We start from the raw sequence: 22,686 nt of genomic DNA, 5'->3' as shown, positions 1-22,686 counted from the left end.
TCCCGTTCTGCCTGCGCGGGACGGGAAGGGCGTGCGGAACCGCCGCCGGTCTCTCCGCCCCCCTTCTCAACAGCTTGCCCAACATGCCGCGCCCTCCCCTGATCCCGCGTGATCGTCCGGTGCAGCATAAACGGCCCCACTGACACTGCTTCCACAGGGTTTTCACCGGTGCTTCACGGTGCCGGGCCCGGTCCGACCCTCTCGCCCCTCCCGGTCCCCGCCGACACCTCCTGGCGTGGCTCCACGACCGGCTCGGCCGCCCGGATTACGGACCCGGCAGGTCGCAGCCGTACAACGCGGCCGGCTTCGAGGTGGCGGACCTGGCCTTCGTGGCCGTGCTGCCGCAGGGCTGGGCATCTCCCACCACCTCGCCCCAGCGCTGCCGGGCCTCGTACCGCCAAGCACCGGTCGCCGCTTCGCGTTTGCCCGGATTCCTGGCCGAAGGGCCCTCCTCCCGGCGGGCCCCAGCCCCGACCATGGACTCTTCTTGTCCGGACAGGCCGGGAGGGCTGATGACGGCACAGCGTCCCTCGCACGAGCGTGAGCAGGACCACGGCGGTGTTCCCCCGGCGCGTCGCGCGCTCCCCTCCTCCTCCGACGGTCGACTGCCGGCTCCGGGTCGGCTGGGATCCTCGGATCCGGCGGGCCTGCTCGGCCTGCAGCGGCTCGCCGGGAACGCCGCCGTCGGGCAGGCCGTCCAGCGGGAGCGTACGGCGGACGACGGGGAGGCGGACACGGCCGTTCAGCGGTCGGTGCACAACGTGCTGCGCAGTCCCGGCCGGCCGCTCGACACCTCGACCCGTACCGACATGGAGGCCCGCTTCGGGGCGGACTTCTCCGACGTACGTCTGCACACCGACGGTGCGGCGCGGGAGTCCGCGGCCGAGCTCGGTGCCCAGGGCGTCGGCGACCCGCAGAGGCGGGACCCTTCAGCAGAGCTGGCAGGTCGAGTACCAGACCTCGTTCTTCATCTACCGCGTGGAGCTCATCAACAGCCCGCGCAGTTCCACACTGATCGACACCGACGCGCCCTTCCGCATCGTCAGCACAACCGTCAAGGGGTCGGGCGGCCGGTCGATGGGACGGACCTTCCGGTTCGGGGACTACTGGGCTGTCAACCCGGCGTACAACGGCGGCATGGACGTCGACGTACTCGCCGACCTGGCCGTGGAGCGGGAACTGACGGAGGACACCCACATCACCGCCGGCGGCGACGATTTGGTGCGGCTGCCCAGCCACCCTCCACTCCTGTGTCAGGAGCCGAGCGCCCTGACCTGGGTCGTCTGGTTCATGGTTGACCATCAGGGCTCCGGCTCGGTAGGCATCCACCGCTTACGGAAGGCTTACGTGGCGCCGGCATGGTCACGCGCCATGGCGGTCCCCAGGACATCCAGGCCGCGGCCCTCATGCCCGTCAGACGCCTTCGCGTCACTCACTCACGCTGAGGGGAGATTTACGTACTCCCTGACGGCTGTGAATGTCCTTACCGGGACATGAACAAATGCACCGGCAGACGATCTCACTCACTGAGCTGCCCTAAGCTGACCTCCCAGTTGACGGCCGACAAGGGGGAGAGAATGGCGGGGGCACGCGAACTGCCGCCGGACGAGATCCTGGTCGAGCGGCTGCGTGACGGTGACGAGGGGACGTTCGGCCTGGTGCTGGACGCCTGGTCGGGTGGCATGCTCCGGCTGGCCATGTCGTTCGTGTCGACCAAGGCCACCGCGGAGGAGGCCGTCCAGGACACCTGGCTGGCGGTCATCAGGGGGATCAGCGCCTTCGAGGGCCGTTCATCCCTGAAGACATGGGTGTACCGGATCCTGGTCAACACGGCCAAGGCACGCGGCGCAAAGGAGAGCAGGACCGTTCCCTTCGCCAGCCTGCTGCCGGAGGAGGAAGGGCCGACGGTGGACGCCTCGCGGTTCCGCGCCCCCGGCGAGCGATACGCCGGACACTGGGCCGTCGGGCAGGAACCGCTTCCCTGGCACATTCCCGAAGACCACGTGCTGCGCGGCGAAGTCCGCGAGGTGATCGCGGAGGCGCTCGACGAACTCCCGCCCCGGCTCCGCACGGTGATCACGCTTCGCGATGTCGCAGGATACGGCTCCCAGGAAGTGTGTTCCCTGCTGGAGATCTCGCCCGGAAACCAACGCGTCCTCCTCCATCGGGCCAGGGCCTTCATGCGCCGTAAGCTGGAGGACTACTTGTCCGGTGCCCACGACGTCGCAGGCGGGAGGGGACGACCGTGAACTGCATCGACTTCGTCGAGTTGGTGACCGAGTTCCTCGAGGGCGCCCTGTCCAACGAGGACGAGCGGCGCTTCATCGAGCACCTGGCGGAATGCCCCGGGTGCGAGAGCTACCTCGATCACTTCCGTCAGACGATCGCCACGACGGGCGAGCTGACCCCGGACAACATCTCACCGGACGCCAGGCAACAGCTGCTCACCGCTTTCAGGGACTGGCAGCAGCGGTGATCCTCTGCGTCAAGTAGGGCCTGTCCAGCGGCCCGAGCGGGAGCCGGTCACGCTCAGGCGGGGACCAATGTCGGACCCCGAGCTGATCGCGATTCGCCGATCGGCATCACACGCAGCACCCCAAGGGCTCAACTCGCCACGCCCGTAGGGGTTCGCTGCTGCGCCACCACCTCGCCTTCGCCACGCCTGCCATCTCCGGGCTGACGGGCCCGCCGGCGGTATCTACGCCCTCCGTGGGGCCCCTCTCGCCCGCCGCCGCGGTTCCGCCCGTGGGGACTTGCAACGCTCCTGGGGCGCACCCGCACTGAGCGTCTGAAGCGGGCGCTGGAGCCCCATGAATCTCGCATGGCCTTCGCCCCCTTCCCCTGGGCGGAGGCCATGCGACTACCGGAGACATCCATGACTCTGCTCAGAAGACTCTTGTTCGGCATCATCGCCGGACTGCCCGGTGGCGTGATCGTGGCGGTCGTGACGAACCCGCCATGGATCCCGTGGGCGGCGCACACGCTGGTGCTGGGAGCCGTGCTCGGCCTCCTGTTCGGCGAGCACAGGCAGAGCAACGGCTCGGCCTTTTCCGTCGGTCTGCTCATCGGCCTGCTGGACTGGGTGACTTGGACACTCACCCTGGCTCCCGCGCTGGAGGGGAGGACACCGTCGTGGTCGATCGCGGTGGCCGTGTCGCGCTTCCCCGAGCTCGTCGGCGCCGCCCTGTTCGGCGCGATCGCCGGACTCGCCTTCCACGCCCTTTCGGTCTGGCGCCCGCCTCGTCCGACGCCCCCGCGGGCCAAACCCCACGTGGTGATCGTCGGCGGTGGTTTCGGCGGGGTGGGGGCCGCGCGCGAACTGGACCGGCGTGTCGCCCGCGGGCTCGACGCCCAGGTGACGCTGATAAGCGACTCGAACTTCCTGCTGTTCACCCCGCTGCTGGTCGGCGTCGCCTCGAGCACGGTGGAGGCCAGGCACGTGAGCGCTCCGGTGCGTGCCGGGCTCAGCCATGCCTCCTTCCTGCATGGGCGGGTGGTCTCGATCGACACGCAGACGCGCAATGCGTACATCTCCGCCGGCAAGGAAGGGATGCTCCGCGTGCCGTACGACGAGCTGGTCCTGGCAGTCGGCGCGGTGCCGCACTTCTTCGACCTTCCGGGAGTGGGCGAGCACGCCTTCCCGATGAAGTCCGTCGAGGACGCCACCAGGCTGCGCGACCAGGTGCTGAGCGCGCTGGAGCGGGCCGACCTCGAGCCTGACCCGGCCGAGCAGGCCAGGCTGCTGACGTTCGTGGTGGCAGGCGGCGGATTCGCCGGGACGGAACTGGTGGCCGAACTGTTCGATCTGGTGCATGACGTGCTCCACTTCTATCCGCGCCTGCACGGGCTGCGGCCCAGATTCGTGATCGTGCACGCGGGCGAGCGGCTGCTGCCAGAGCTGTCGCCGAGCCTCGGCCTCTACGCGCAGCGCAAACTCCGCAGTCGCGGCATCGAGTTCCGCCTCGGCGCGCGCGTGAGCAAGGCCACCGCCGAGGACATCACGCTCGACTCCGGCGAGACCGTCCCCACCCGCACCCTGGCCTGGACGGCGGGCAACCGGCCGAACCCGCTGGTGCAGCAGGTCACGCAGGCGCCTCTCGTCGTGGATCCCACCATGCAGGTACCGGGCATGCCCGGCCTGTGGGCGCTGGGCGACTGCGCGAGGATCCCCGACCCGGCGGGCGGGGTCTACCCTCCGACCGCGCAGCACGCGATCCGTGAAGGCAAGGCAGCGGCGAGGAACATCGCCGCGGTCCTCGGCGGACGCCGTCCCGTCCCCTTCCGCTTCGGCGGTCTCGGCGTGCTGGTCTCGCTCGGGCACCGCACGGCGGCCGGCGAGATCGGCGGGCGGCGGGTCTTCGGCTTCCTCGCCTGGGTCCTGTGGCGCTCGGTCTACCTGAGCAAACTGCCCAGTGCGGAAAAGCGGTTGCGCGTGCTCGCCGACTGGACCCTCGACCTGGTCTTCCCCAGGGACATCGCCCTCTCGACCAAGGATGACCGTCATGCGTAACGCTGGATTCGGAGCCCTCGCCGGCCTCGCAGGAGGGCTGGTCTTCGGCCAGGTGATGGCAGTGATCGGGTTCCTGCCCACCGTCGCGGCGATCGTCAGAACCGAGTCGCCTGTCGTGGGATTCGCCGTCCACTTGCTGATCGCGGCGATCATCGGGAGCGTCTTCGGCATGCTCGTGGCGCGGCAGCGCGAGCTGCTGTTCTGGGGACTCGCGTACGGCATGCTGTGGTGGTTCCTCGGGCCGTTGACGCTGCTGCCGATCCTGCTGGGCAGGCCGGTGGCCTGGGACGTGGCGACGGCGCAGGCGCTGATCCCCAGTCTGCTCGGCCACCTGGCCTACGGAGCGGTCACGGCCGCCGTCCTCGCCCTGCTGTCACGCGGGGAGCGGCAGTTCAGGCCCGGTCTCCTGGTGCGCGCGCCGGCCGCCGGGCTGCTCGCCGCCGCGGTGCTCGGGCTCGGCTGGAACGGGCTGATCGTCGGGGCGCTGGTCGGCGCCTCCTACGCGGTGATCTTCGGCGACCCCGACGAGGGCAGCGGCCCCGCCCTGATCCGCGGCGCCGCCTTCGGCTTCGTCTGGTGGGTGCTCGCGGCGGTGACGATCTCGCCTCTGCTGGACGGCCGCGGGCTGGAGTGGGCGCCGGCCGCGGTGCGCACCGCCGTGGCGTCGCTGCCCGGCTATCTGTTGCTCGGTGCCGGTACGGCCCTGCTCACCTGCTGGCTGGGCGCCATGTCGCGGGCGGTGTTCTCCGATTGATGTACGGCACGCCCTGGAGGGACGCCTCGCCGGTGGGCGGGTGATCTCGATCTGGCACGGCGTCATCGCCGGGCTGGCCGGCGGCGTGATCTTCACCGGTGTCATGGTCGCCGTGGGATTCCTCCCGGTCGTCGCCGCCCTGATCGGCTCGGAGTCCGCGGTCGTGGGCGTCGTCATCCACCTGCTGATCTCCCAGGCAGTTGGCGTCACCTACGCGGTCTTCTTCCGCCGTCGCAGCTTCGACCCGGCCTCGGGGATCGGTTGGGGTGTGTCCTACGGCTTCCTCTGGTGGGTCCTGGGCAACCTGACGCTCCTCCCCCTGCTGCTCGGCACAACACGCCAGTGGAGCGCCGCCGCGCTGGCCGTTTCCTTCCCCTCCCTCGTTGGCCACCTCGCCTACGGCGCCGTGCTCGGCCTGGTGTACCAGCGGCTGGAGGAGCGGGTCGGCCCCTGGCACCTGACCCGCAATGAGGCGACTGCGGCCCGCGCGGCCGCGCGTCACGAGCAGACGCTGAGCGCGGCACCCGCGCTGTGGAGCCTGATCACTTGCGTGGCCCTGCTCATCCCCATCCTGGTGTCCTAGGAAGTCGGGCGGACAGGACCTGGAAAGCCGTGGAGCGGGTGGCGACGCCACCCGCTCCAGTTCTCCCGCGCGGCCTGGTCCGTCAGGCGCGCTGCTTCAGCTCGGCCGCGCCGAACGACACGCTGAAGCGCTCACACCAGATCGTCACCGTGGAGAACCTGGTCAGGTCGGTGCCTGCCGGGATCGCGTAGTTCTGGTTGCCCTCGTTGCCCTTGAGGCTGCCGAGGTCGACGTGCTTGCCGTCGTCGAGGTTGCCGCCGCCGTCCTGCTTGACCCCCTGGTCGCTGAGCCACACATGCAGGGCCGGGCCGTCGGAGGTGCGCAGGCTGGTCAGGCGCAGCGTCGCCTTCCCGTCTCCGAGCTGCTGGATCTCCACCGAGCCGCTGGTCTCGTGCTCGTGGGAGATGAACGTACCGATCGCCAACTGCTTGGCCACGGCTCCCGGCTGGTTGGCGGCCACGGGGGCCGCCTCATCCACGCGGACCGTGGTGAACAGCCGCCAGGGCTGGAAGAGGTAGAGCCCGACGGCCGCCGCAAGGGCGACCACCACGGTGGTGATCCAGAGGACGGGGCGCTTGGTTCGGCTCATGAGGATTTCCGTTTCTCTTGGTGTTCACGCCGGACCGGTGGCCGGACGTGGCGCCGAGGCACATGTCGGCGATGGCCTCGACGTCTTGGCCACATCGCACTCAGAGACGGAGAGAGCGGCGAACGTTACATGTAACGTCCGGCGCCCTTCATCGCACTGAGCCGCATGAACAAAAGAGAGGTTCTCTTCCCGGGCTCCAGTGGGGAACTGCTGGCCGGCCGCCTGGAGTTGCCCGCCGGGCCGGTGGTGGCGACGGCCCTGTTCGCCCATTGCTTCACCTGCGGCAAGGACTCGGTCGCCGCCTCAAGGATCTCCCGTGAGCTGGCGGCGCGCGGCGTGGCCGTCCTGCGCTTCGACTTCACCGGTCTCGGCCGGTCGGGCGGCGACTTCGCCGACACCACCTTCACCTCCAACGTCGCCGACCTGGTGTGCGCGACGGAGTATCTGCGCGACACGATCGGAGGGCCGAGCATGCTCATCGGCCACTCCCTGGGTGGCGCTGCCGTCCTGGCAGCGGCGAACCTGATCCCTGAGGCCAAGGCCGTCGTCACCATCGGCGCGCCGGCCGACACCGCTCACGTCGAGCACCTGCTCGGCTCCTCGCGAGCCGAGATCGAGGCGCACGGCGTGGCCGAGGTGGTGCTGGCCGGCCGGCCCTTCCGGATCAGCAGGGAATTTCTCACCGACATCAGGCAACAGAACCAGCAGGAGCGCATCGCCGGGCTGCGCCGTGCTCTGCTGGTCATGCACTCACAGCAGGATGAACTGGTGGGCGTGGAGAACGCCAGGCTCATCTACGACTCGGCACGCCACCCCAAGTCCTTCGTCTCGCTGGACGGAGCCGACCACCTGCTCACCGATCGGGCGGACGCCGCCTACGTGGCAGAGGTCCTCGCCGCCTGGGTCAGCCGCTACCTCGACATCCCGCACGACGCGGGCGGCGAGCCGGGAGTGGTCACGGTGGCGGAGACCGGCATGGGGACGTTCCAGCAGTCGGTCACGTTGGGCCGGCACCAGCTGATCGCCGACGAACCCCGCTCCTTCGGCGGCGCCGACACCGGGCTCGGCCCCTTCGACCTGCTCCTGGCCGGACTCGGCGCCTGTACGTCGATGACGGTCCGCATGTACGCCGACTCCAAGCAACTCCCGCTTGAACAGGTCACGGTGTCGCTGCGGATGAAGGGCAAGGACACGATCCTCAAGGACCTCGTGCTCAGCGGCGACCTGACCGCCGAGCAGCGGGAGAAGCTGCACGAAATCGCCGACAAGTGCCCGGTTCACCGCACGTTGACCGGTGACCTGACGATCGAGACGGCAACGCCGTGAAGTTCCTTCCAGGCAGCCTCGGCGGTTCGCGCGAGGCGGCGGCCAAGCTGAGGAAGGCGATGTTCGGGTCCGTGTGATTCACCTCACGCGAGGGGATGGCACTCACCTCCGTACGCGAACGTGTGCGCTCATTCATAGCGCTCAACAGCCGTCCCCAGTCGTATCGGTGACTGTCCGTCAGGGTGCCGGCGGCCATTCCCGCAACCCCGGGGGCCCCTCGCGGCCACCTGCTCACCAAGCGTGATCGCTGGATAGGTTGTGCCGGTGCGCAGACCGGGAGGGTGGGCGGGGCGGGCCGGGAGGGGTCTGCTCGCCGCTTCCGCATGTCTGCTCCTGGGTGCTTTGAGCCATGTCTCAGCGGGTGGCCGGCTGCCGAGCTCGGCCGCGTTGGGTCTTCTCTTCGCCGCTCTGGCCGTCCAGGGCACGCTGCTCTTCGGTGGCGGTCGGCGCCGCTTCGACGTGACGGCGCTGGTGCTGGGCGGGACTCAGTTCTCCCTCCACCTGGCGCTCCACCACCTCTCGATGCCGGACGGCGGCACACGCTCGATGTCCGCGGGCCACGCGGCACACCACATGCCCGGGCACATGACCGGCCGGCACATGGGCATGGCCGAGGCAGACATGGCGGGCACCGGCGCCGGGCCTCCCATGACCCCCGCCATGACAGTGGCGCACGCGGTCGCCACGCTCGGGACAGCTCTCTGCGTCATCTACGGAGAGCGTGTGCTGCGACGGCTGGCCGCCTTGGTCGTGCCGTACATCTGCTTCCGCTCTCCCCTGTCACTTCCTGTCACGCCGCGTCTTCGGCCGCTGCCCGCGGCGGTTGGGCATCCCCGGTTCGGAGTGCTGCTCGCGCGTTCGCTGCCCAGGCGGGACCCACCCCCAGTGGCCCCGGCCTGACGGGCCGCTCTCGCCATTCTCTCGCGCCGGCTGTGCACAGGCGCCCATGAGGCATGCGTACGGGCGGAGCCGGGCCGGGGCTGTCATCACGTCACACCGCCACCCCGGCGGAATCTCTTCACCGACTTCGCCTGCATCCCCGGCCCGTCCGGCCGATGCTGCCCCTTGAGGAATGCACATGTCTTCCATAGCCGAAGAATCACCACAAAACGACCGCGAACCATCCGACGCTTCTCCCGCTGAGGCGGCGACCGCTGTCGCCGTGGCCGACCCCGCCACCGCTGCGCCGGAACGCCGACCGGGTCGGTCCTGGCAGGGCGTACGGGCCCTGCTGGTCCGACTGCACTTCTACGCCGGCGTATTCGTCGCCCCCTTCCTGCTCGTGGCCGCCCTGACCGGGCTGGCCTACACGTTCACACCGCAGCTCGACCAGCTGGTCTACGGCGACCAGCTGCGCGTCGAGCAGGTGGGCGACAAGCCGCGTCCGCTGACGGAGCAGATAGCCGCAGCCCGGGCCGCCCACCCGGAGGGCAGCCTGGCCTCCGTCATCACCCCGCCCGGACCGGAGGACACCACGCGCGTGGTGCTGTCCGTGCCGGAACTCGGCGAGAAGCAGCGCACGGTGTTCGTCGACCCGTACACCGCCGAGGTGCGGGGCGAGCTGACCACGTGGTGGGGCTCGACACCGCTCACCACCTGGCTCGACGATCTCCACCGCAATCTGCACCTGGGCGAGACCGGCCGCCTCTACTCGGAGGTCGCCGCGAGCTGGCTCTGGGTGATCGTCGCGGGCGGTCTTGTGCTCTGGCTCGGACGCAGCCGGGGGCAGCGGGCCAAGTCCGCACGCGGCGTTCTGGTGCCCGACCGTTCCGCGCGGGGCGTGCGCCGCACCCGCAGCTGGCACGCGGCCACGGGTGTCTGGCTGGCCCTCGGCCTGCTCTTCCTCAGCGCCACCGGCCTGACCTGGTCCCACTACGCCGGTGAGCGGTTCGGCCAGTTGCTGGACGCGGCCAAGGCCCACGCGCCGGAGCTGGACACCACCCTTCCCGGCGCTGAGCCGCCCGCCGGGGAAGAGGGCGGGGAGCACGCCGGGCACGGCGCCGCCGGGGAGTCCGCCGCAGCGGATCCGGCCGACTTCGACGCGGCCCTGGCCGTGGCTCGGGACGCAGGGCTGGGCGGCACGGTGGAGGTCACACCTCCCGCCGACAGCTCCGGCGCATGGGTCGTGGCGCAGAAGGACAACGTGTGGCCGGTGCACTACGACCAGGTCGCCGTTGACTCCGAGAAGGCCGAGGTCACCTCCCACAACCGGTGGGCGGACTATCCGCTCCTGGCCAAGCTCAGCAAGCTCGGTGTGCAGGGGCACATGGGTGTGCTCTTCGGGATCGTCAACCAGCTCGTGCTGGCCGTGATCGCGCTGGGCCTGACCGCCATGAGCATCTGGGGCTACAGGATGTGGTGGCAGCGCCGACCGACCCGCGACGACCGGATCGCCGTACTCGGCAAGGCCCCGGCCCGCGGTGTCTGGCGCCGGCTGCCGCTTCCCGTGCTGATCCTCGGCATACCGGCCGTCGCCGCTCTGGGCTGGGCGCTGCCGGTGCTCGGCGTCACCCTGGCCGGGTTCCTCGTCCTGGACGTGGTCGCCGGTCTCGTCCGGCGGGCCAGGGCCGCGTAGCCGAGGGCGGGAGGGAACGCACCACACGTTCCCTCCCGCTGCTCGACAGGCAGAGGGGCCGGCCGACGAGCCCGGCCCCTTCAGCCGGCGGTCGGTCAGATGCGGTCAGCTGCAATCAGGAGGTACTGGAAGGAGCCGTCCTTATAGGAGTTGATGAACGCCTCTTCGATGCCGGTGACCAGCGAAGACGTGGCCCGCAGCTCCCAGTACGGGAGGGTCGCGGCAGTCAGGTCGATGACGGTCTGCGGTACGAGACGGTTGTCGGCCATGGCGCGCAGGTATTCCCGGCGGGAGTGGATGTTGCACTCGAAGTGCGCGTTGATCTGGGAGACCCACTTCGAGGGCTGTCCGTAGCGCGGGTTCCAGCAGCCGGTGATGGTCACGTAGCGGCCGCCGACCGCAAGGATGCGGGAGTGCTCGGCGAAGAGGTCGTGCAGGTCGACGTACATACTCGACTCGTTGTTCCACGAGGCCGCGGCCTGCCCCGTCTTGAAGGGCACGTCGAGCATGTTGCATACGCGGGCGTGAACATGGTCCTCGATGCCGAGTTCATGGGCGCGCTGGTTCGCGAAATCGGCCTGCTTGGCCGAGAGGGTGACGCCCTCGACCTTGCATCCGAACCGCTGGTGGGCCATGACCATCGAACCGCCCCGGCCGCAGCCGGCGTCCACGAGGGTGTCGTCGCGCCCGATGGAACCCAGGTGGTCCAGGAGGACTTCGGCCTGCGCCGACTCCAGGCGGTGGAGTTCGGCGATCAGCTTCTTCTCGTACTCGCTGTCACATGCGTCCCCGAGGGCGGCGTGGTCGACGTCGCCGATGCCGTAGTGGTGGTGGTAAAGCCCGTCGACGTCGCCGAGACGCAGGTTCACGGGCCTGGCCTCGTGATCCCAGTAACGGGCGATGTCACCCTGGTAGGGCGACGCCGGGGCGGGAATGAACGCGGAGGTGCCGTTGACGGTGAGCTCGGTGCTGGTCACAGATGAGTCCATTTCTTACCAGAAATCGGGCAGGCTGTATCGATAGGTGTTGGTCTGGTGCCAGTAGTGGTTGCCGTCGACCCACACGGCCACTCCCCGCAGGAAGCGCAGCATGCTCGGGATGGGACAGGCGGCGGCCAGAGCGGCGGCTTCGGCTTCGAAGTCGTGCATGAGGTCGTTGTGGACCTCGACCGCCTTCAGATAGGCCTCCCGGTCGGCGATGCCCTCACGTTCGGCGATCACCACGGGCAGGTTCAGATGCCGACCGGGGGCGGCGAGCTCCTTGGTGTACGAGTACAGGTCGTTGACGATGGTGCTGGCGTTCCCGGCGAGCGCGAGAACACGCTGCATGGCGGGCTGGGCATGCAGGTCTGTCGGCAGTTCGTAGCCGCCGACTGTGTCGGTGATGGTGGGGCAAGGCCGGAAGTTGTTGAACTGCCGCATCACCAGGTACTCCCACACCTCGGGCGTGTGGTCCGTCTGTGCCCATGCGGCCTCCGCGAGATACCCCAGGTGCAGACGGGCCATGTCGTGCCGGAACCGGTCGGCCTGGGAGGGGGTGGCGTGCTGGACGAAGTACTCCATGGCGGAGCGGTAGGCGCGCCGCGGGGCGTCCGCGTGGAGCGACTCCGCCCACTGCGGCTGGTATTCCTTCGTGGCGTGAAGGGGGTCGAGAGCGGTGTGCGCCAGAAGAAGACGTCCACCGAGGCCGATGGGCGAACCTCCGTGGTCCTCGCAGTAGTAATCGTCGACCGCGTTCTCGGCGACCATCAGCCGCGTAGCGATCATCAGGTGGTCGACGGTCGCAGCGTCCGGATGGCAGGCAACCATGTAGCGCCCGACGGAGAAGCCGTCGAACTGGCCCTCCCACTCCTCGGGGTACAGCTCGACCTCGTCCACCGCCCAGTCCTTGATCCTTCGACAGACCTCCTCCACCCGAGCCGGATCGGGCTCCGGCACCGGGTGGTAGTAGAGGCCCGGGATCGGTTTGCCCTCCGCCGGTTCGGACGCCGGAGACGCCGACGACGCCTCGCGCAGGCCCAGGTACAGACCCGACGTGCCGAGACCTGTGGGGCCGCGCAGGATCCGGTCCAGGGCCGGGCTCGGTTGCCCCGCCTCGGCAGCGCCGTCGCCACCCGAGCCGTCGGCGGGCACGGCCCCTGCGGCAGGGAGGGGAACAGAGGGCAGAGCGGGCAGGGCGGGCAGGGCAGCCAGGGCGCCGGTGGCATTCGTGAGGACATGCGCCCCGAAGCGGGCCGCAGCGTCAGGCAGGCTCGACTGCAGAGGGGAAAGCCCAGGATCGGGCATCCGTAGCTCCTTGGTGAGGTGGGTGGGCCGTCCCGAACCCGGGCGTGCTCGTCCGGCCCGGGAACGTGCGGGCTGTCATGGCCGTCGGAGGGTCTGCTAGTCGCGCCTGCGGGCGATCTGCACGTTCTCCAGCACGCCGAGCGCGTTGGGCACCAAGATGGCGGCGGAGTAGTAGGTGGTGACCAGGTACGAGATGATCGCCTGCTCGCTGACACCCATGAAGCGCACCGACAGGCCCGGCTCGTACTCCTCCGGCAGGCCGGTCTGACGCAGACCGATGACGCCCTGGTTGTCCTCGCCGGTTCGCATGGCGAGGATCGAGCTGGTGCCCTCCTTACTGATGGGGATCTTGTTGCAGGGCAGGATCGGGACCCCGCGCCAGGCCGGGACCTGCTGCCCGCCGAGGTCGACGTGGCCCGGACAGAGCCCGCGGGCGTTGAACTCACGTCCGATCGCCGCGATCGTCCTGGGGTGAGCGAGGAAGAGCCTGGTGCCGCGGCGGCGGCAGAGCAGCCCGTCGAGGTCGTCCGGGGTGGGCGGGCCGGAGTGGGTCTGGATCCGCTGTTTGAAGTCGGCATTGTGGAGCAGGCCGAACTCCCGGTTGTTGATCAGCTCGTGCTCCTGGCGCTCGCGCAGCGCCTCGATGGTGAGCCTGAGTTGCTCCTCGGTCTGGTTCATCGGCCCGTTGTAGAGGTCGGTGACCCTCGTGTGGACCCGCAGAACGGTCTGGGCGACGGAGAGTTCGTACTCGCGCGGCTTGAGCTCGTAGTCGACGAAGGCGCCCGGCAGTTCGACTTCGCCGGTGTGGCCGGCCGACATCGCGATCTCGGCCTCGCCGTGACGGTTCTGCCGCTGCAGGGGAAGCGAGCTGAACTGCCGGATGTGGGCCTGGAGGCTCGGCGCCGAGGACAGCACGGCGGCGAAGTCGGCGCGGGACAGGGTGAGAAGGGTGCCGGAGGTCTCGGCGGTGGCGGTGTAGTCCCATGTGGCGTCGGCGTCCAGAAGGGCGTTCTCACCGAACCGGTCGCCGTCGGCCAGTACGGCGACGGCGGCCTCGTCGCCGTACTTGCCGACGGAGGTCTGGTTGATCCGGCCGTGGGCGATCAGATGGATCTGCTCGGCGGGGGTACCGCGCTCGGCCAACACCTCGCCGGCGCGAAAGTCCCGCTGGACGCACCGGCCGGCGATCGCGGTCAGCACCTCCACGTCTTCGAAGCCGCGCAGCAGGGCCAGTTCGCCCAGCTCGCGGGGGATCACCCGGACGTCGGCACCGTCCTGGACGAACTCGATGCGCCCGTCGCCGACGGTGTAGCTCAGCCGGCGGTTCACCCGGTAGGCGCCGCCCTTGGTCTCCACCCAGGGGAGCATCCGCAGCAGCCAGCGAGAGGTGATCTCCTGCATCTGCGGAGCGGACTTGGTCGTGGTGGCAAGGTTGCGGGCAGCCGCGGTGCTCAGGCTGGACTGCCGGGGCGGCTCCAGCTGTGCTTCCGGGCCGGTCTCAACGGTCATCGGGCGAACTCTCCTTCGCAAGGCTGGTGATCGGCGTACGCGCACGCCAACCGGTGAAGAGGAAAAGGAGGGTCAAGCTCTGGGCATCCGTCCAGATCCCGGTGAACAGTAACGGCCGATATGCCCTGGTCACCCCATGAGACGGTGGGCATTACCTCGATGAAGTGACCTTGTTCCGTACGGGGTTTATCTGGACGACCGACGACATCCGAGCCATCCGACGGAGAGCCGCCCGGTGCGCGGAGCGGCCGCCTGCCCCTTCCCTTCTTCGGCGTCCACGGCCTGATCTGACCGATCATCAGGGAGTGATCAGGGGGCACCGGGAGGCGAACGCGCGGGCCGCTGCAAGGGAAGACCGCCATCGACTCCGAGGCTGGCGCCGGCCCCGGCATCAGGCGGCCGCCCGTCGTCGTCCGCGATCGCGGGAACGCCGTCCTCGGCTCCCGGGCAGAGGTAAATCCAGTCAAGTTCGCCGTCGGCATGGCCCCTATGGCCGCCTCACCGCCTACGGGCTCACCGACATCTCCGACGAGGCCAAGCGCGCGAGGCCCCAGGGGCGACCCGTCAGCGAGACCGGCGGGCGTTGAGCCGGGCGGCCTGGCGCGTCAGGTGGTCGCGCTCGGCGAGGTTGGGTGCCTTGTGGGCCGCCTCGGCGTACAGCCGTGCCGCCGTCGCCAGGTCGCCGTCGCGCTCGTGGAGGTACGCCGCCACCGCGGCGTGGCGGGGCAGGGAGTCGTCCAGCGCCGCGAGCGCCGCCAGGCCGGCGCGCGGTCCGTCGGCCTGGCCGACGGCCACCGCGCGGTTGAGCCGGACGACCGGGCTGTCGGTCAGGCGCGCGAGCTCGTCGTACCACTCGACGATCTGCACCCAGTCGGTCTCCTCGGCGGTGGGCGCGTCAGCGTGGAGTGCCGCGATGGCGGCCTGCGCCTGGAATTCGCGCAGCCGGTCGCGGGCGAGGGCCGCCTGCAGGATCTCGACGCCCTCGGCGATCAACTCGGTGTCCCACCGGCGGCGGTCCTGCTCGGCCAGCGGCACCAGGCTGCCGTCGGGCGCGGTCCGGGCGGCACGCCGGGCGTGGTGGAGCAGCATGAGGGCGAGCAGCCCCGCCACCTCGGGGTGGTCGATCGCGGCCGCGAGCTGCCGGGTGAGCCGGATGGCCTCGGCGGCGAGGTCGACGTCGCCGGAGTAGCCCTCGTTGAAGACCAGGTAGAGGACGCGCAGCACGGTGGCGACGTCGCCGGGCTGGTCGAACCGCACGCCGGAGACGGTGCGCTTGGCTCGGCTGATGCGCTGCGCCATGGTCGCCTCGGGCACCAGGTAGGCCTGGGCGATCTGGCGGGTGGTCAGCCCGCCGACGGCGCGCAGCGTGAGCGCGACCGCGGACGACGGCGTCAGCGACGGGTGGGCGCACAGGAAGTAGAGCTGGAGTGTGTCGTCCACGGCGGGCGCGGGCCCGGGCGCCGGCTCCTCGTCGAGGCGGTCCTCACGCCGGCGGCGGGCGGTGTCCGCGCGGGTCGCGTCGAGGAACCGGCGCCAGGCCACGGTGACCAGCCAGCCCTTCGGGTCCCGCGGCTGGTCGGCCGGCCAGACGCGGACCGCCTCGACCAGCGCGTCCTGCACGGCGTCCTCGGCCGCCGCGAAGTCGGCTCCGCGGCGGACGAGGATCCCGAGCACGCTCGGCGTGAGGCTCCGGAGCAGGACATCGTCCACTTCGGAGGTCACTCCGTGATGGTGGGCGGCGCGGTAAGGAACGGGCGCAGCTCGAGCCACTCGTGGATCGGCTTCCCGCCCGCCCCAGGGGCGGCTGACAGGTCCCCGGCCAGCTCGACGGCGCGTTCGTAGCTGTCGACGTCGATCACCATCCAGCCGGCGATGAGGTCCTTGGTCTCGGCGAACGGGCCGTCGGTGACCGGGGGGCGGCCCTCGCCGTCGTACCGTACGAACGTCCCCTCGGGGGCGAGCGCCTGACCGTCGACGAACTCGCCGGTCTTCTCGAGCCGGGCCGCGAAGTCGTTCATGTACTGCACGTGGGCCGAGATCTCCTCCGGCGTCCACTGGTCCATGGGCACGTCGTTGACCGCAGCCGGGGCGCCGCGGTAGTGCTTGAGCAGCAAGTACTTGGCCATGGTGTTTCTCCTCGGTGCTGGTGCGACCCATTGTGGTCGCGTTCACTGCGGGGACGGACCCGGCCACGGGTTCTCGACATCGCCGCCCGAATTTTTTGGCTCTCGATTCCAAGATCTTCTCATCGGGCCGCGCTCAGCGGCCCTCTATGCTGGGCCCGTGACACTGAAGGGCGAGCAGGGGCCGACGCTGCGGACGGATGCCGCGCGCAACCGCGCCCGGGTGTTGCAGGTCGCCCGCGAGCAGTTGGCCGCCGGTGACGACTCGCTTCAGCTGAACACCATCGCCCGGCTCGCCGGCGTGGGCGTGGGAACCGTCTACCGGCACTTCCCCAACCGCCACGCGCTGCGGGAGGCGCTGTCGGCCGAGCGCTTCCGAGAGCTGGTGGCCGAGGCCCAGGCCGCGGCCGCCGACGAGGACGCCCTTGGTGGGCTGCACCGCCTGCTGCGTTTCACCCTCGCACGCGCGCTGGACGACAGCGGATTCGCCGCCGTGCTCGAATCCGCCAGCGATACCGAGGAGCAGACCTCGGCACTCAAGGCCGAGCTCGACCTGGCCGTCGCGCACCTGCTTGACCGCGCCCGCGGGATCGGCGCCATCCGGCGCGACATCGAGGCCGACGACGTGCGCCGCCTGCTCTGCGGCATCGAGCACGCCCTACGCTCCGGCGCCATCGACTCCACCCGCACCGAGGTCTACCTCGGTGTCCTCCTTGAGGGCCTGCGCCCCCCGCGCTGACCGCGGCCGGCAACCGGGCCCCAGGCACCGTTCACCCTCACCTTCACCCTAACCGGATTACTATCCGGTTGTGCTAGCGTGCCCTCACGGAAACGGATACCTATCCGATTCTGTCAAGCGAAGCGACGGAGGGCACAGCCGTGGAACAGCGGGCAGTGGTAACGGCAGGAACCGGGGGAATCGGCCTGGAGACCGCAATGGGACTGGCGGCGCACGGGCTCGCCGTCACCGTGGTCGGCCGCAACGCCGAGCGCGGCGCCCGCGCGGTCGAGCGCATCGCGACGGTCGCGACCGGAGGCGATCCGCGATTCGTGGCGGCCGACCTCGCGTCACTCGGCGACGTACGAGCGCTCGCCGCCCGACTGGCGGCCGAGGGGCCGCTCAAGGTCCTGGTCAACAACGTGGGCGCGATGTTCGCGGACCGGCAGCAGACCGTGGACGGCATCGAGGCGACGTTCGCCGTCAATCACCTCTCGCCCTACCTGCTGACCGAGCTGCTGCTCGATCAGCTCCGGGCCGGCGGGCCGAGCCGGATCGTGAACGTCAGCTCCGGCGCGATCAGGGTCGCCAAGCGCACCTTCGACGCCGTCGAACCACCGGGCGGCTACTACGGCTTCCACTGGTACGGCCGCGCCAAGCTCGCCAACCTCGCCTACACCCTTGATCTGGCCCAGCGCCTGCGCGGCAGCGGCGTCGCGGTCTTCGCGGCCGACCCCGGCGGTGCGGCGACCGACATGACCAACGGAACCATGACTTCACCGAGGATCGTCTCGCCGGGGCTGCGCCTGCTGTGGCCGCTGGTGCGGCGGACCTTCGAACGCTCCACCGCCGGCCCCGCGTCGGTGGCCGCCCGGCCGTCCGTCTTCGCCGCCACCGACGCCTCGCTCGACGGGCAGACCGGCTTGCTCATCGGCCCCCAGGTTCGCCCCGTCCCCGCCTTCCGCGGGAGCACCGACCCTCGGACGGTTCACCACGTGCTCAGCCTCAGTCAGCGCCTGGCGCCTCTCTGAGGCGGCTGGTGATTGTCTGAGCGGGGAGCCCGCAGTGCGGAAGTCCGGCTCCCGTACCGGACGTTCCAGCCGGTGCGGTCCGCCCTCCCGTTCTCAGAGCATGGCGGTGCGGGAGCTTCGCGTATTGGTCACGGTCACCGTCGCGACGTCCGAGCGGTAGCGGTCGTCGGACCACTCTATGGGCGTGCCCTGGGAGTCGGTGGTCAGGCGCCGCTCCCGCAACAGCGGCGTGCCCTCGGGAACTTCGAGGAGCTTGGCGTCGAGCGGATCCGCGGGGATGGCGTCGAAGGTATGCCGGGCCGAGCCTCGACGGCGCCCTGGCGACGCTGTGGATCGGTCTGCTCGGCACCACCCTGTCAGTGCCGTTCTCCCTCGCCCTGGCCCTGCTCGCGGCGCGCGGCACCGCCCCGTCCACCTGGGTCTACCAAGCGGCCCGCTCCCCGCTGTCGTTCCTGCGCGCGGTGCCCGACGTGGTCTTCGCGCTGGTCTTCGTCACGGCCGTCGGGCTGGGTCCCTTCCCTGGCGTGCTCGCTCTGCTGTGTCACAACGTGGGCGTGATGGGCAAGCTGTGGGCCGAGGCCCTGGAGGACGCCGATCCCGGACCCGCCCAGGTTCTGCGGTCGGCTGGCGCCGGCCGGATCCAGATCGCCGCGCACGCCTTGCTGCCCGCGGTGACCCCGCAGTTGGCGGGATTGCTCCTGTACCGGCTCGACGTCAACGTGCGTTCGTCGCTGGTGCTCGGCCTGGTGGGCGCGGGCGGCATCGGTTTCCTCATCAACCAGTCCATCAAGCTGTTCCAGTTCGACGAGATGCTGACCCACATCCTGGTGGTCCTCGTCCTGATCGTGGCGGTGGACCGGGTGTCGGCCGCCGTACGGCGTCGCCTCACCTGACCCCAGCACACCGCCCGCACTCAACATGTCCGCTGTCGCCCCCCGTCGGCCTGATCCACGGAGCAGGTCCGGGTGGCGCAGCGGCGCCGCGCGCCGTCGGATACCGGCCGAACTGGTCCGCGGAGGAGCGGATCGACGGCCCGCGCGCTACCCTCCGCCGCATGATTGGCATGAACATGTTGCGACCGTGGTCGCGTGTCCGCAGGCGCGGCGGCCCGGCGTCGCCCGGCCCGCGGACCGTTCGCGCCGCGGTCCTGCGAAGAGCCCGCCGGCACTCCTTCGTATGCCTCCTTCTCCTGGCCCTCATGGGCGCGGCGACCGCCTCGGCCGCCTCGGCCGCGGGCGGCACCACATCCACCGTCACCGTCTCCGCGGGCACGGACGCGTCCGACGCCGCAGCCGCGCGCTGGGGCGATCGCCGACTCGACGAGGTCGCCTTCCTGACCACCCACAACGCCTTCACCAACTACGAGGACTCCCGCTGGAGTTCGGCGAACCAGGCCGAGTCGGTGCGCGCCCAACTCGACAACGGCGTTCGCGGCCTGAGCCTGGACACGCACTGGTACGAGCGCAGCACCTGGCTGTGCATCATCAGCTTCGGGAGCGACTGCTATCCCAGCGACGTGTACCTGTGCCACGGCGACTGCAAGACCTTCGCCGGTGCCACGTACGCCCTGCCACGGCAGTCCTTCCACGGCACGATGCAGACCGTGGTGGACTTCCTCGCCACCCATCCACAGGAGGTCGTGACCGTCTTCCTGGAGGACTACGTCAGCGCGGAGCAGCTGCGTCAGTCCCTCGGCAGGGTCAACGGGCTGTCCGAGCTGCTGTTCCGGCCCGACGCGTGGGGCGTACGACAGCACGGATGGCCGAAGGTTGCCGACCTCGTCACCGCCGGAAAGCGCCTGCTGATCCTCTCCGACCGGTCCGACCGCGAGAACCTGGGCGTCATGTACGACAAGTCCTGGACGGTGAGCAACTACTGGAGCCTGGGGGACCTGGGCAACGACCTGGCGTGCGTCAGCCGCTGGTCCGACGTGCCCCTGGACCGCCAGGAGCCCGGATTCCGGCGACTGTTCACCATGAGCCACCACCGCAACGTACCCACCGTCCTCACGGCGGCCCTGGACAACGGCACCAAGCTGAGAAACCGCATCGCCGACCAGTGCCGGACCGCGGCCGGGGGCCGCAACCCGAACTTCGTCTCCGTCGACTTCCACCGCCTGTCGGACGGCAGCGGCCACACCCCCGCCTCGATCGTCGCGGAGCTCAACGCGAGCCCCTGAGGGCGCGCCCCGGACAGGGGGAACCGCCCGCCGGGGTGCCGTGGGTTCACGTCACCACGGACCGGCGGGCGAGAGCACGGCCTCCAGCCGCGATGGTGAGCGCGACCACGATCAGCATCGCCGCGACTGCGAACGTGATCCGCATACCGGTGGCAACGGCCCCCGGGTGCGCCGTTGTGATGTCGGTCGTCGCCGAGGCGAGCGCGAACACGGCGCCCATGACGGATGCACCGGTGATAAGCCCGAGATTGCGCGACAGGTTCAGCATGCCTGAGATGACGCCCCGCTGGTCCGGGCGGACATCTGACATGACGGCAGTGTTGTTGGCCGTCTGGAACATCGCGTAGCCGGCGGTGATGACGACGATGGGGGCGATGTAGCCGGGGATTCCGACCGTTGTCGGCATCGCGGAAAGGACGAAGCAGCCGGCCGCCATCCCGATGAGCCCAAGGAAGGTTATGCGTTGTGCGTCGAGGCGGTCCACGATGCGACCGGCCGGCACGCCGGTCAGCGCGGCCACAAGCGGACCGACTGACATGACGAGGCCAACGAGTGCCGCGTCGAGCCCGAGCGCACGCGAAAGATAGAACGGCCCGACCACCAGCGTCGCCATCATCACCGTCGAGACAAGCGCGCTCATGGCGAGGCTCGCACTCAGCGCGGGATCGCCGAACATCGCCAATCGGATCAAGGGTGATGCTGTCTTCGACTCGGCGAGGACGAAGACGCCGACTCCAATGACGGCAGCCAACAGCAGAGCCATGTTGAGCGGACCAAAACTGCCGTGCCCGATCGTCATGGCGAGTGCGTAGGCCGCGAGCGTCAGAGCGAGCAGCAGTGTGCCCACTCTGTCGAAGCCGGTCCGATCAGTCTTCGGTTCCCGGCGGTCGACGGGCAGGTAGCTATGCGCGAGAAGGAAAGTCAGGATGCCCAGCGGTACGTTGACGAGGAAGACTGCCCGCCAACCGAGTCCGGCGATCAGAACGCCGCCGAGCGATGGACCGAGAGCGGTGCCGATCGCGGACATCGTTCCGAGCAGCCCCATGGCGCTACCGGTCTTTGACTTCGGAACCGTCTCACCGACAAACGCCATGGTGAGGGCCATCATGATGGCCGCTCCGAGCCCCTGCGCCGCCCGGGCGGCAATCAGCATCCAGAGCGTGGGCGCGACGCCGCACAGGACCGAGGCCACCGTGAACAGGACGATTCCGGCCAGGAGGAGCCGTCGGCGGCCGGTGATGTCGCCGAGCCGTCCGACGCTGACGATCAGGGTGGTGATGGCGAGGAGATAGGCGAGGACGATCCACTGGACTTCCTGGAAGGAGGCGGTGAACGCCTGCGCCAACGTCGGCAGGGCAACATTGGCGATGCTGGTGCCGAGCGAGGACAGCAGCACGGACAGCGAAAGGCCGGCGAGCGCCCACCGGACCGAGGCCGTCCGTTCCGGGTTTCCAGCTACTGGTTCATCTCGTCCAGCGACAATTGGCTTCAACATGAGCTCCGTTGAGTGGCGGCTTGAGCCGTGCCGGGTGTTGTGGGGGCCGTGATCTCACCGTCGGCCGGCCCTGCGCCCACAGTGCGCCCGACTGCCGTGGCGGCAAAGTTGGTTTGCTGATACGGCAAACGACGCACCACCGCGCTCTTTCACGCCTCGAATCCGGCGCACCCTGGAATTGGACGGACCAGCGGCGGTTGTGGGCGGATCGGCCTAGGGCCTGTCTTTTGGATCAGGCCGGATCAGTGAGCGGGGTCTGGTGCGTGCGATCGCAAGGCGGAGGATGGAGCCGACGCGGAGCGTCGGCGACTGACGACAACGCGGCAAGCGTGCGTGCCAGGGCACGCGAACCCGGCAAGATCCGAACGACAGGCCCTAGCGTGATCCCCGTGGCATGAGCCCGTCCGAGCAGCAGAGGAGATCGTCATGACCACGCTGTCAGATCGACCCCACACCGCCTTGATGGTGATCGACGTCCAGAAGGGCGTCGTGGCCGATGCGCACCAGCGCGACGCGGTCGTCGCCAACATCCGCACGCTCGTCGACAGGGCTCGCGCAGAGGGTGTCCCGATCGTCTGGGTCCAGCACTCCGACGATCACCTGGAGAAGGGCAGCGAGGCCTGGGAGTACGTCCCGGAACTGGCACGCCAGGAGTCGGAGCCGTTGGTGCACAAGACGTTCGGGGACTCCTTCGAGGACACCGACTTGGAGGAGGTGCTGGCCGAGGCCGGAGTCGGACGCCTGGTCGTGACCGGCGCGGAGACGGATGCCTGCGTCCGGTCCACGATCCATGGCGCTTTTGTGCGTGGCTACGACGTGACACTCGTCGGTGACGCGCACACGTCGCAGGATCAGAGCGCGTGGGGCGCTCCGCCGCCGGACAAGGTCATCGCGCACACGAACCTGTATTGGCAGTACGAGACTGCGCCCGGTCGCACCGCCGGCGTCACGGAGACGAAGGACGTGACGTTCGGACAAAGCACGTGACGTTCAGCGGCTGAGCCGACAG

At 69.8% G+C, this 22,686-nt stretch carries 23 protein-coding genes and 1 pseudogene; 15 read left to right on the top strand and 9 right to left on the bottom strand.

From position 1 onward, the window contains the following. Positions 1-265: 265 nt before the first annotated feature. The gene (locus OOK40_RS21795; protein WP_266484373.1) at positions 266-478 is read right to left on the bottom strand and encodes a hypothetical protein; all 213 of its coding nucleotides are present in this window, start codon (positions 476-478) and stop codon (positions 266-268) included. 160 nt (positions 479-638) lie between these two features. On the opposite strand from OOK40_RS21795, the pseudogene OOK40_RS21790 reads away from it, so the two are divergent. From OOK40_RS21790 to OOK40_RS21760, 7 genes and pseudogenes are all read left to right on the top strand, one after another. Beyond that, positions 639-899: pseudogene (locus OOK40_RS21790) on the top strand (DUF4157 domain-containing protein); the annotation flags it as partial. Next, positions 892-1,497 (top strand): hypothetical protein, encoded by a 606-nt coding sequence (locus OOK40_RS21785; protein WP_266484528.1) that lies wholly within the window; start codon positions 892-894, stop codon positions 1,495-1,497. The pseudogene OOK40_RS21790 and the gene OOK40_RS21785, both read left to right, overlap by 8 nt. An 80-nt stretch (positions 1,498-1,577) precedes the next feature. After that, positions 1,578-2,249 carry an RNA polymerase sigma factor gene (locus tag OOK40_RS21780; protein ID WP_266484370.1) on the top strand — a complete coding sequence of 224 codons (672 nt, stop codon included), beginning with the start codon at positions 1,578-1,580 and terminating at the stop codon, positions 2,247-2,249. Next, positions 2,246-2,476 (top strand): anti-sigma factor, encoded by a 231-nt coding sequence (locus OOK40_RS21775; RefSeq protein WP_266484368.1) that lies wholly within the window; start codon positions 2,246-2,248, stop codon positions 2,474-2,476. The genes OOK40_RS21780 and OOK40_RS21775 overlap by 4 nt, the downstream gene beginning before the upstream one ends. Positions 2,477-2,875: 399 nt before the next feature. Beyond that, the gene (locus OOK40_RS21770; protein WP_266484366.1) at positions 2,876-4,510 is read left to right on the top strand and encodes an NAD(P)/FAD-dependent oxidoreductase; all 1,635 of its coding nucleotides are present in this window, start codon (positions 2,876-2,878) and stop codon (positions 4,508-4,510) included. Further along, positions 4,503-5,264 (top strand): hypothetical protein, encoded by a 762-nt coding sequence (locus OOK40_RS21765; protein WP_266484363.1) that lies wholly within the window; start codon positions 4,503-4,505, stop codon positions 5,262-5,264. Before OOK40_RS21770 ends, OOK40_RS21765 begins: the two co-directional genes overlap by 8 nt. 40 nt (positions 5,265-5,304) lie before the next feature. Next, a complete protein-coding gene (locus OOK40_RS21760; protein ID WP_266484361.1) occupies positions 5,305-5,847 on the top strand; it encodes a hypothetical protein in 543 nt (180 codons plus the stop codon). 82 nt (positions 5,848-5,929) lie between these two features. Here the strand turns inward: OOK40_RS21760 and OOK40_RS21755 are convergent, their stop codons facing one another. Further along, entirely contained in the window at positions 5,930-6,436 is a 507-nt protein-coding gene (locus tag OOK40_RS21755; RefSeq protein WP_266484359.1) for a DM13 domain-containing protein, read from the bottom strand. 165 nt (positions 6,437-6,601) lie between these two features. Here OOK40_RS21755 and OOK40_RS21750 point away from each other — a divergent pair, with 165 nt between their 5' ends. The 3 genes from OOK40_RS21750 to OOK40_RS21740 all read left to right on the top strand — a co-directional run bounded on the left by OOK40_RS21750 (position 6,602) and on the right by OOK40_RS21740 (position 10,337). Then, positions 6,602-7,762: a bifunctional alpha/beta hydrolase/OsmC family protein gene (locus OOK40_RS21750; protein ID WP_266484357.1), complete on the top strand. Its 1,161-nt coding sequence runs from the start codon at positions 6,602-6,604 to the stop codon at positions 7,760-7,762. Between the two features lie 342 nt (positions 7,763-8,104). Further along, positions 8,105-8,662 (top strand): hypothetical protein, encoded by a 558-nt coding sequence (locus OOK40_RS21745; protein ID WP_266484354.1) that lies wholly within the window; start codon positions 8,105-8,107, stop codon positions 8,660-8,662. A gap of 178 nt (positions 8,663-8,840) precedes the next feature. Continuing rightward, complete coding sequence (locus tag OOK40_RS21740) at positions 8,841-10,337, top strand: PepSY domain-containing protein (RefSeq protein ID WP_266484351.1); 1,497 nt, start codon at positions 8,841-8,843, stop codon at positions 10,335-10,337. 95 nt (positions 10,338-10,432) lie between these two features. Here OOK40_RS21740 and OOK40_RS21735 read toward each other — a convergent pair whose 3' ends face one another. From OOK40_RS21735 to OOK40_RS21715, 5 genes are all read right to left on the bottom strand, one after another. Beyond that, entirely contained in the window at positions 10,433-11,326 is an 894-nt protein-coding gene (locus OOK40_RS21735) for a geranyl diphosphate 2-C-methyltransferase (RefSeq protein WP_266484349.1), read from the bottom strand. A 3-nt stretch (positions 11,327-11,329) separates the two neighbouring features. Further along, the gene (locus OOK40_RS21730) at positions 11,330-12,622 is read right to left on the bottom strand and encodes a family 2 encapsulin nanocompartment cargo protein terpene cyclase (protein WP_266484347.1); all 1,293 of its coding nucleotides are present in this window, start codon (positions 12,620-12,622) and stop codon (positions 11,330-11,332) included. 96 nt (positions 12,623-12,718) lie between these two features. Beyond that, positions 12,719-14,131: a family 2B encapsulin nanocompartment shell protein gene (locus OOK40_RS21725; RefSeq protein ID WP_266484344.1), complete on the bottom strand. Its 1,413-nt coding sequence runs from the start codon at positions 14,129-14,131 to the stop codon at positions 12,719-12,721. A 564-nt stretch (positions 14,132-14,695) separates the two neighbouring features. Beyond that, positions 14,696-15,841 carry an RNA polymerase sigma factor gene (locus OOK40_RS21720; protein WP_266484521.1) on the bottom strand — a complete coding sequence of 382 codons (1,146 nt, stop codon included), beginning with the start codon at positions 15,839-15,841 and terminating at the stop codon, positions 14,696-14,698. A gap of 8 nt (positions 15,842-15,849) precedes the next feature. Continuing rightward, entirely contained in the window at positions 15,850-16,257 is a 408-nt protein-coding gene (locus OOK40_RS21715) for a YciI family protein (protein ID WP_266484342.1), read from the bottom strand. A 157-nt stretch (positions 16,258-16,414) separates the two neighbouring features. Here OOK40_RS21715 and OOK40_RS21710 point away from each other — a divergent pair, with 157 nt between their 5' ends. Continuing rightward, on the top strand, positions 16,415-16,993 hold the full coding sequence (locus OOK40_RS21710) for a helix-turn-helix domain-containing protein (RefSeq protein WP_323136084.1): 579 nt from the start codon (positions 16,415-16,417) through the stop codon (positions 16,991-16,993). Positions 16,994-17,148: 155 nt separating this feature from the next. Next, on the top strand, positions 17,149-18,003 hold the full coding sequence (locus OOK40_RS21705; protein WP_266484511.1) for an SDR family NAD(P)-dependent oxidoreductase: 855 nt from the start codon (positions 17,149-17,151) through the stop codon (positions 18,001-18,003). Positions 18,004-18,096: 93 nt separating this feature from the next. Here the strand turns inward: OOK40_RS21705 and OOK40_RS21700 are convergent, their stop codons facing one another. Beyond that, positions 18,097-18,282: a UTRA domain-containing protein gene (locus tag OOK40_RS21700; protein ID WP_323136088.1), complete on the bottom strand. Its 186-nt coding sequence runs from the start codon at positions 18,280-18,282 to the stop codon at positions 18,097-18,099. A gap of 38 nt (positions 18,283-18,320) precedes the next feature. Between OOK40_RS21700 and phnE the strand changes: the two genes are divergently transcribed. Continuing rightward, complete coding sequence (phnE, locus tag OOK40_RS21695) at positions 18,321-18,896, top strand: phosphonate ABC transporter, permease protein PhnE (RefSeq protein WP_323136087.1); 576 nt, start codon at positions 18,321-18,323, stop codon at positions 18,894-18,896. 305 nt (positions 18,897-19,201) lie between these two features. After that, positions 19,202-20,182: a PI-PLC domain-containing protein gene (locus OOK40_RS21690; RefSeq protein WP_266484339.1), complete on the top strand. Its 981-nt coding sequence runs from the start codon at positions 19,202-19,204 to the stop codon at positions 20,180-20,182. A 46-nt stretch (positions 20,183-20,228) separates the two neighbouring features. Here the strand turns inward: OOK40_RS21690 and OOK40_RS21685 are convergent, their stop codons facing one another. Continuing rightward, positions 20,229-21,677: an MFS transporter gene (locus tag OOK40_RS21685; protein WP_266484336.1), complete on the bottom strand. Its 1,449-nt coding sequence runs from the start codon at positions 21,675-21,677 to the stop codon at positions 20,229-20,231. 426 nt (positions 21,678-22,103) lie between these two features. On the opposite strand from OOK40_RS21685, the gene OOK40_RS21680 reads away from it, so the two are divergent. Continuing rightward, on the top strand, positions 22,104-22,664 hold the full coding sequence (locus OOK40_RS21680) for a cysteine hydrolase family protein (protein WP_266484334.1): 561 nt from the start codon (positions 22,104-22,106) through the stop codon (positions 22,662-22,664). Positions 22,665-22,686 lie beyond the last annotated feature (22 nt).

The organism is Streptomyces sp. NBC_01481, from assembly GCF_026339995.1.
In the GTDB taxonomy this organism is placed as follows: domain Bacteria; phylum Actinomycetota; class Actinomycetes; order Streptomycetales; family Streptomycetaceae; genus Streptomyces.
This window is presented reverse-complemented; position numbering and strand designations above follow the sequence as displayed.

Coding starts and splice junctions, on each gene's coding strand:
- OOK40_RS21740 (WP_266484351.1), top strand. CDS start 8,841: ATGTCTTCCATAGCCGAAGAATCACCACAAAACGACCGCGAACCATCC.
- OOK40_RS21755 (WP_266484359.1), bottom strand. CDS start 6,436: ATGAGCCGAACCAAGCGCCCCGTCCTCTGGATCACCACCGTGGTGGTC.
- OOK40_RS21765 (WP_266484363.1), top strand. CDS start 4,503: ATGCGTAACGCTGGATTCGGAGCCCTCGCCGGCCTCGCAGGAGGGCTG.
- OOK40_RS21770 (WP_266484366.1), top strand. CDS start 2,876: ATGACTCTGCTCAGAAGACTCTTGTTCGGCATCATCGCCGGACTGCCC.
- OOK40_RS21780 (WP_266484370.1), top strand. CDS start 1,578: ATGGCGGGGGCACGCGAACTGCCGCCGGACGAGATCCTGGTCGAGCGG.
- OOK40_RS21750 (WP_266484357.1), top strand. CDS start 6,602: ATGAACAAAAGAGAGGTTCTCTTCCCGGGCTCCAGTGGGGAACTGCTG.
- OOK40_RS21680 (WP_266484334.1), top strand. CDS start 22,104: ATGACCACGCTGTCAGATCGACCCCACACCGCCTTGATGGTGATCGAC.
- OOK40_RS21735 (WP_266484349.1), bottom strand. CDS start 11,326: ATGGACTCATCTGTGACCAGCACCGAGCTCACCGTCAACGGCACCTCC.
- OOK40_RS21795 (WP_266484373.1), bottom strand. CDS start 478: ATGGTCGGGGCTGGGGCCCGCCGGGAGGAGGGCCCTTCGGCCAGGAAT.
- OOK40_RS21730 (WP_266484347.1), bottom strand. CDS start 12,622: ATGCCCGATCCTGGGCTTTCCCCTCTGCAGTCGAGCCTGCCTGACGCT.
- OOK40_RS21725 (WP_266484344.1), bottom strand. CDS start 14,131: ATGACCGTTGAGACCGGCCCGGAAGCACAGCTGGAGCCGCCCCGGCAG.
- OOK40_RS21715 (WP_266484342.1), bottom strand. CDS start 16,257: ATGGCCAAGTACTTGCTGCTCAAGCACTACCGCGGCGCCCCGGCTGCG.
- OOK40_RS21685 (WP_266484336.1), bottom strand. CDS start 21,677: ATGTTGAAGCCAATTGTCGCTGGACGAGATGAACCAGTAGCTGGAAAC.
- OOK40_RS21690 (WP_266484339.1), top strand. CDS start 19,202: ATGGGCGCGGCGACCGCCTCGGCCGCCTCGGCCGCGGGCGGCACCACA.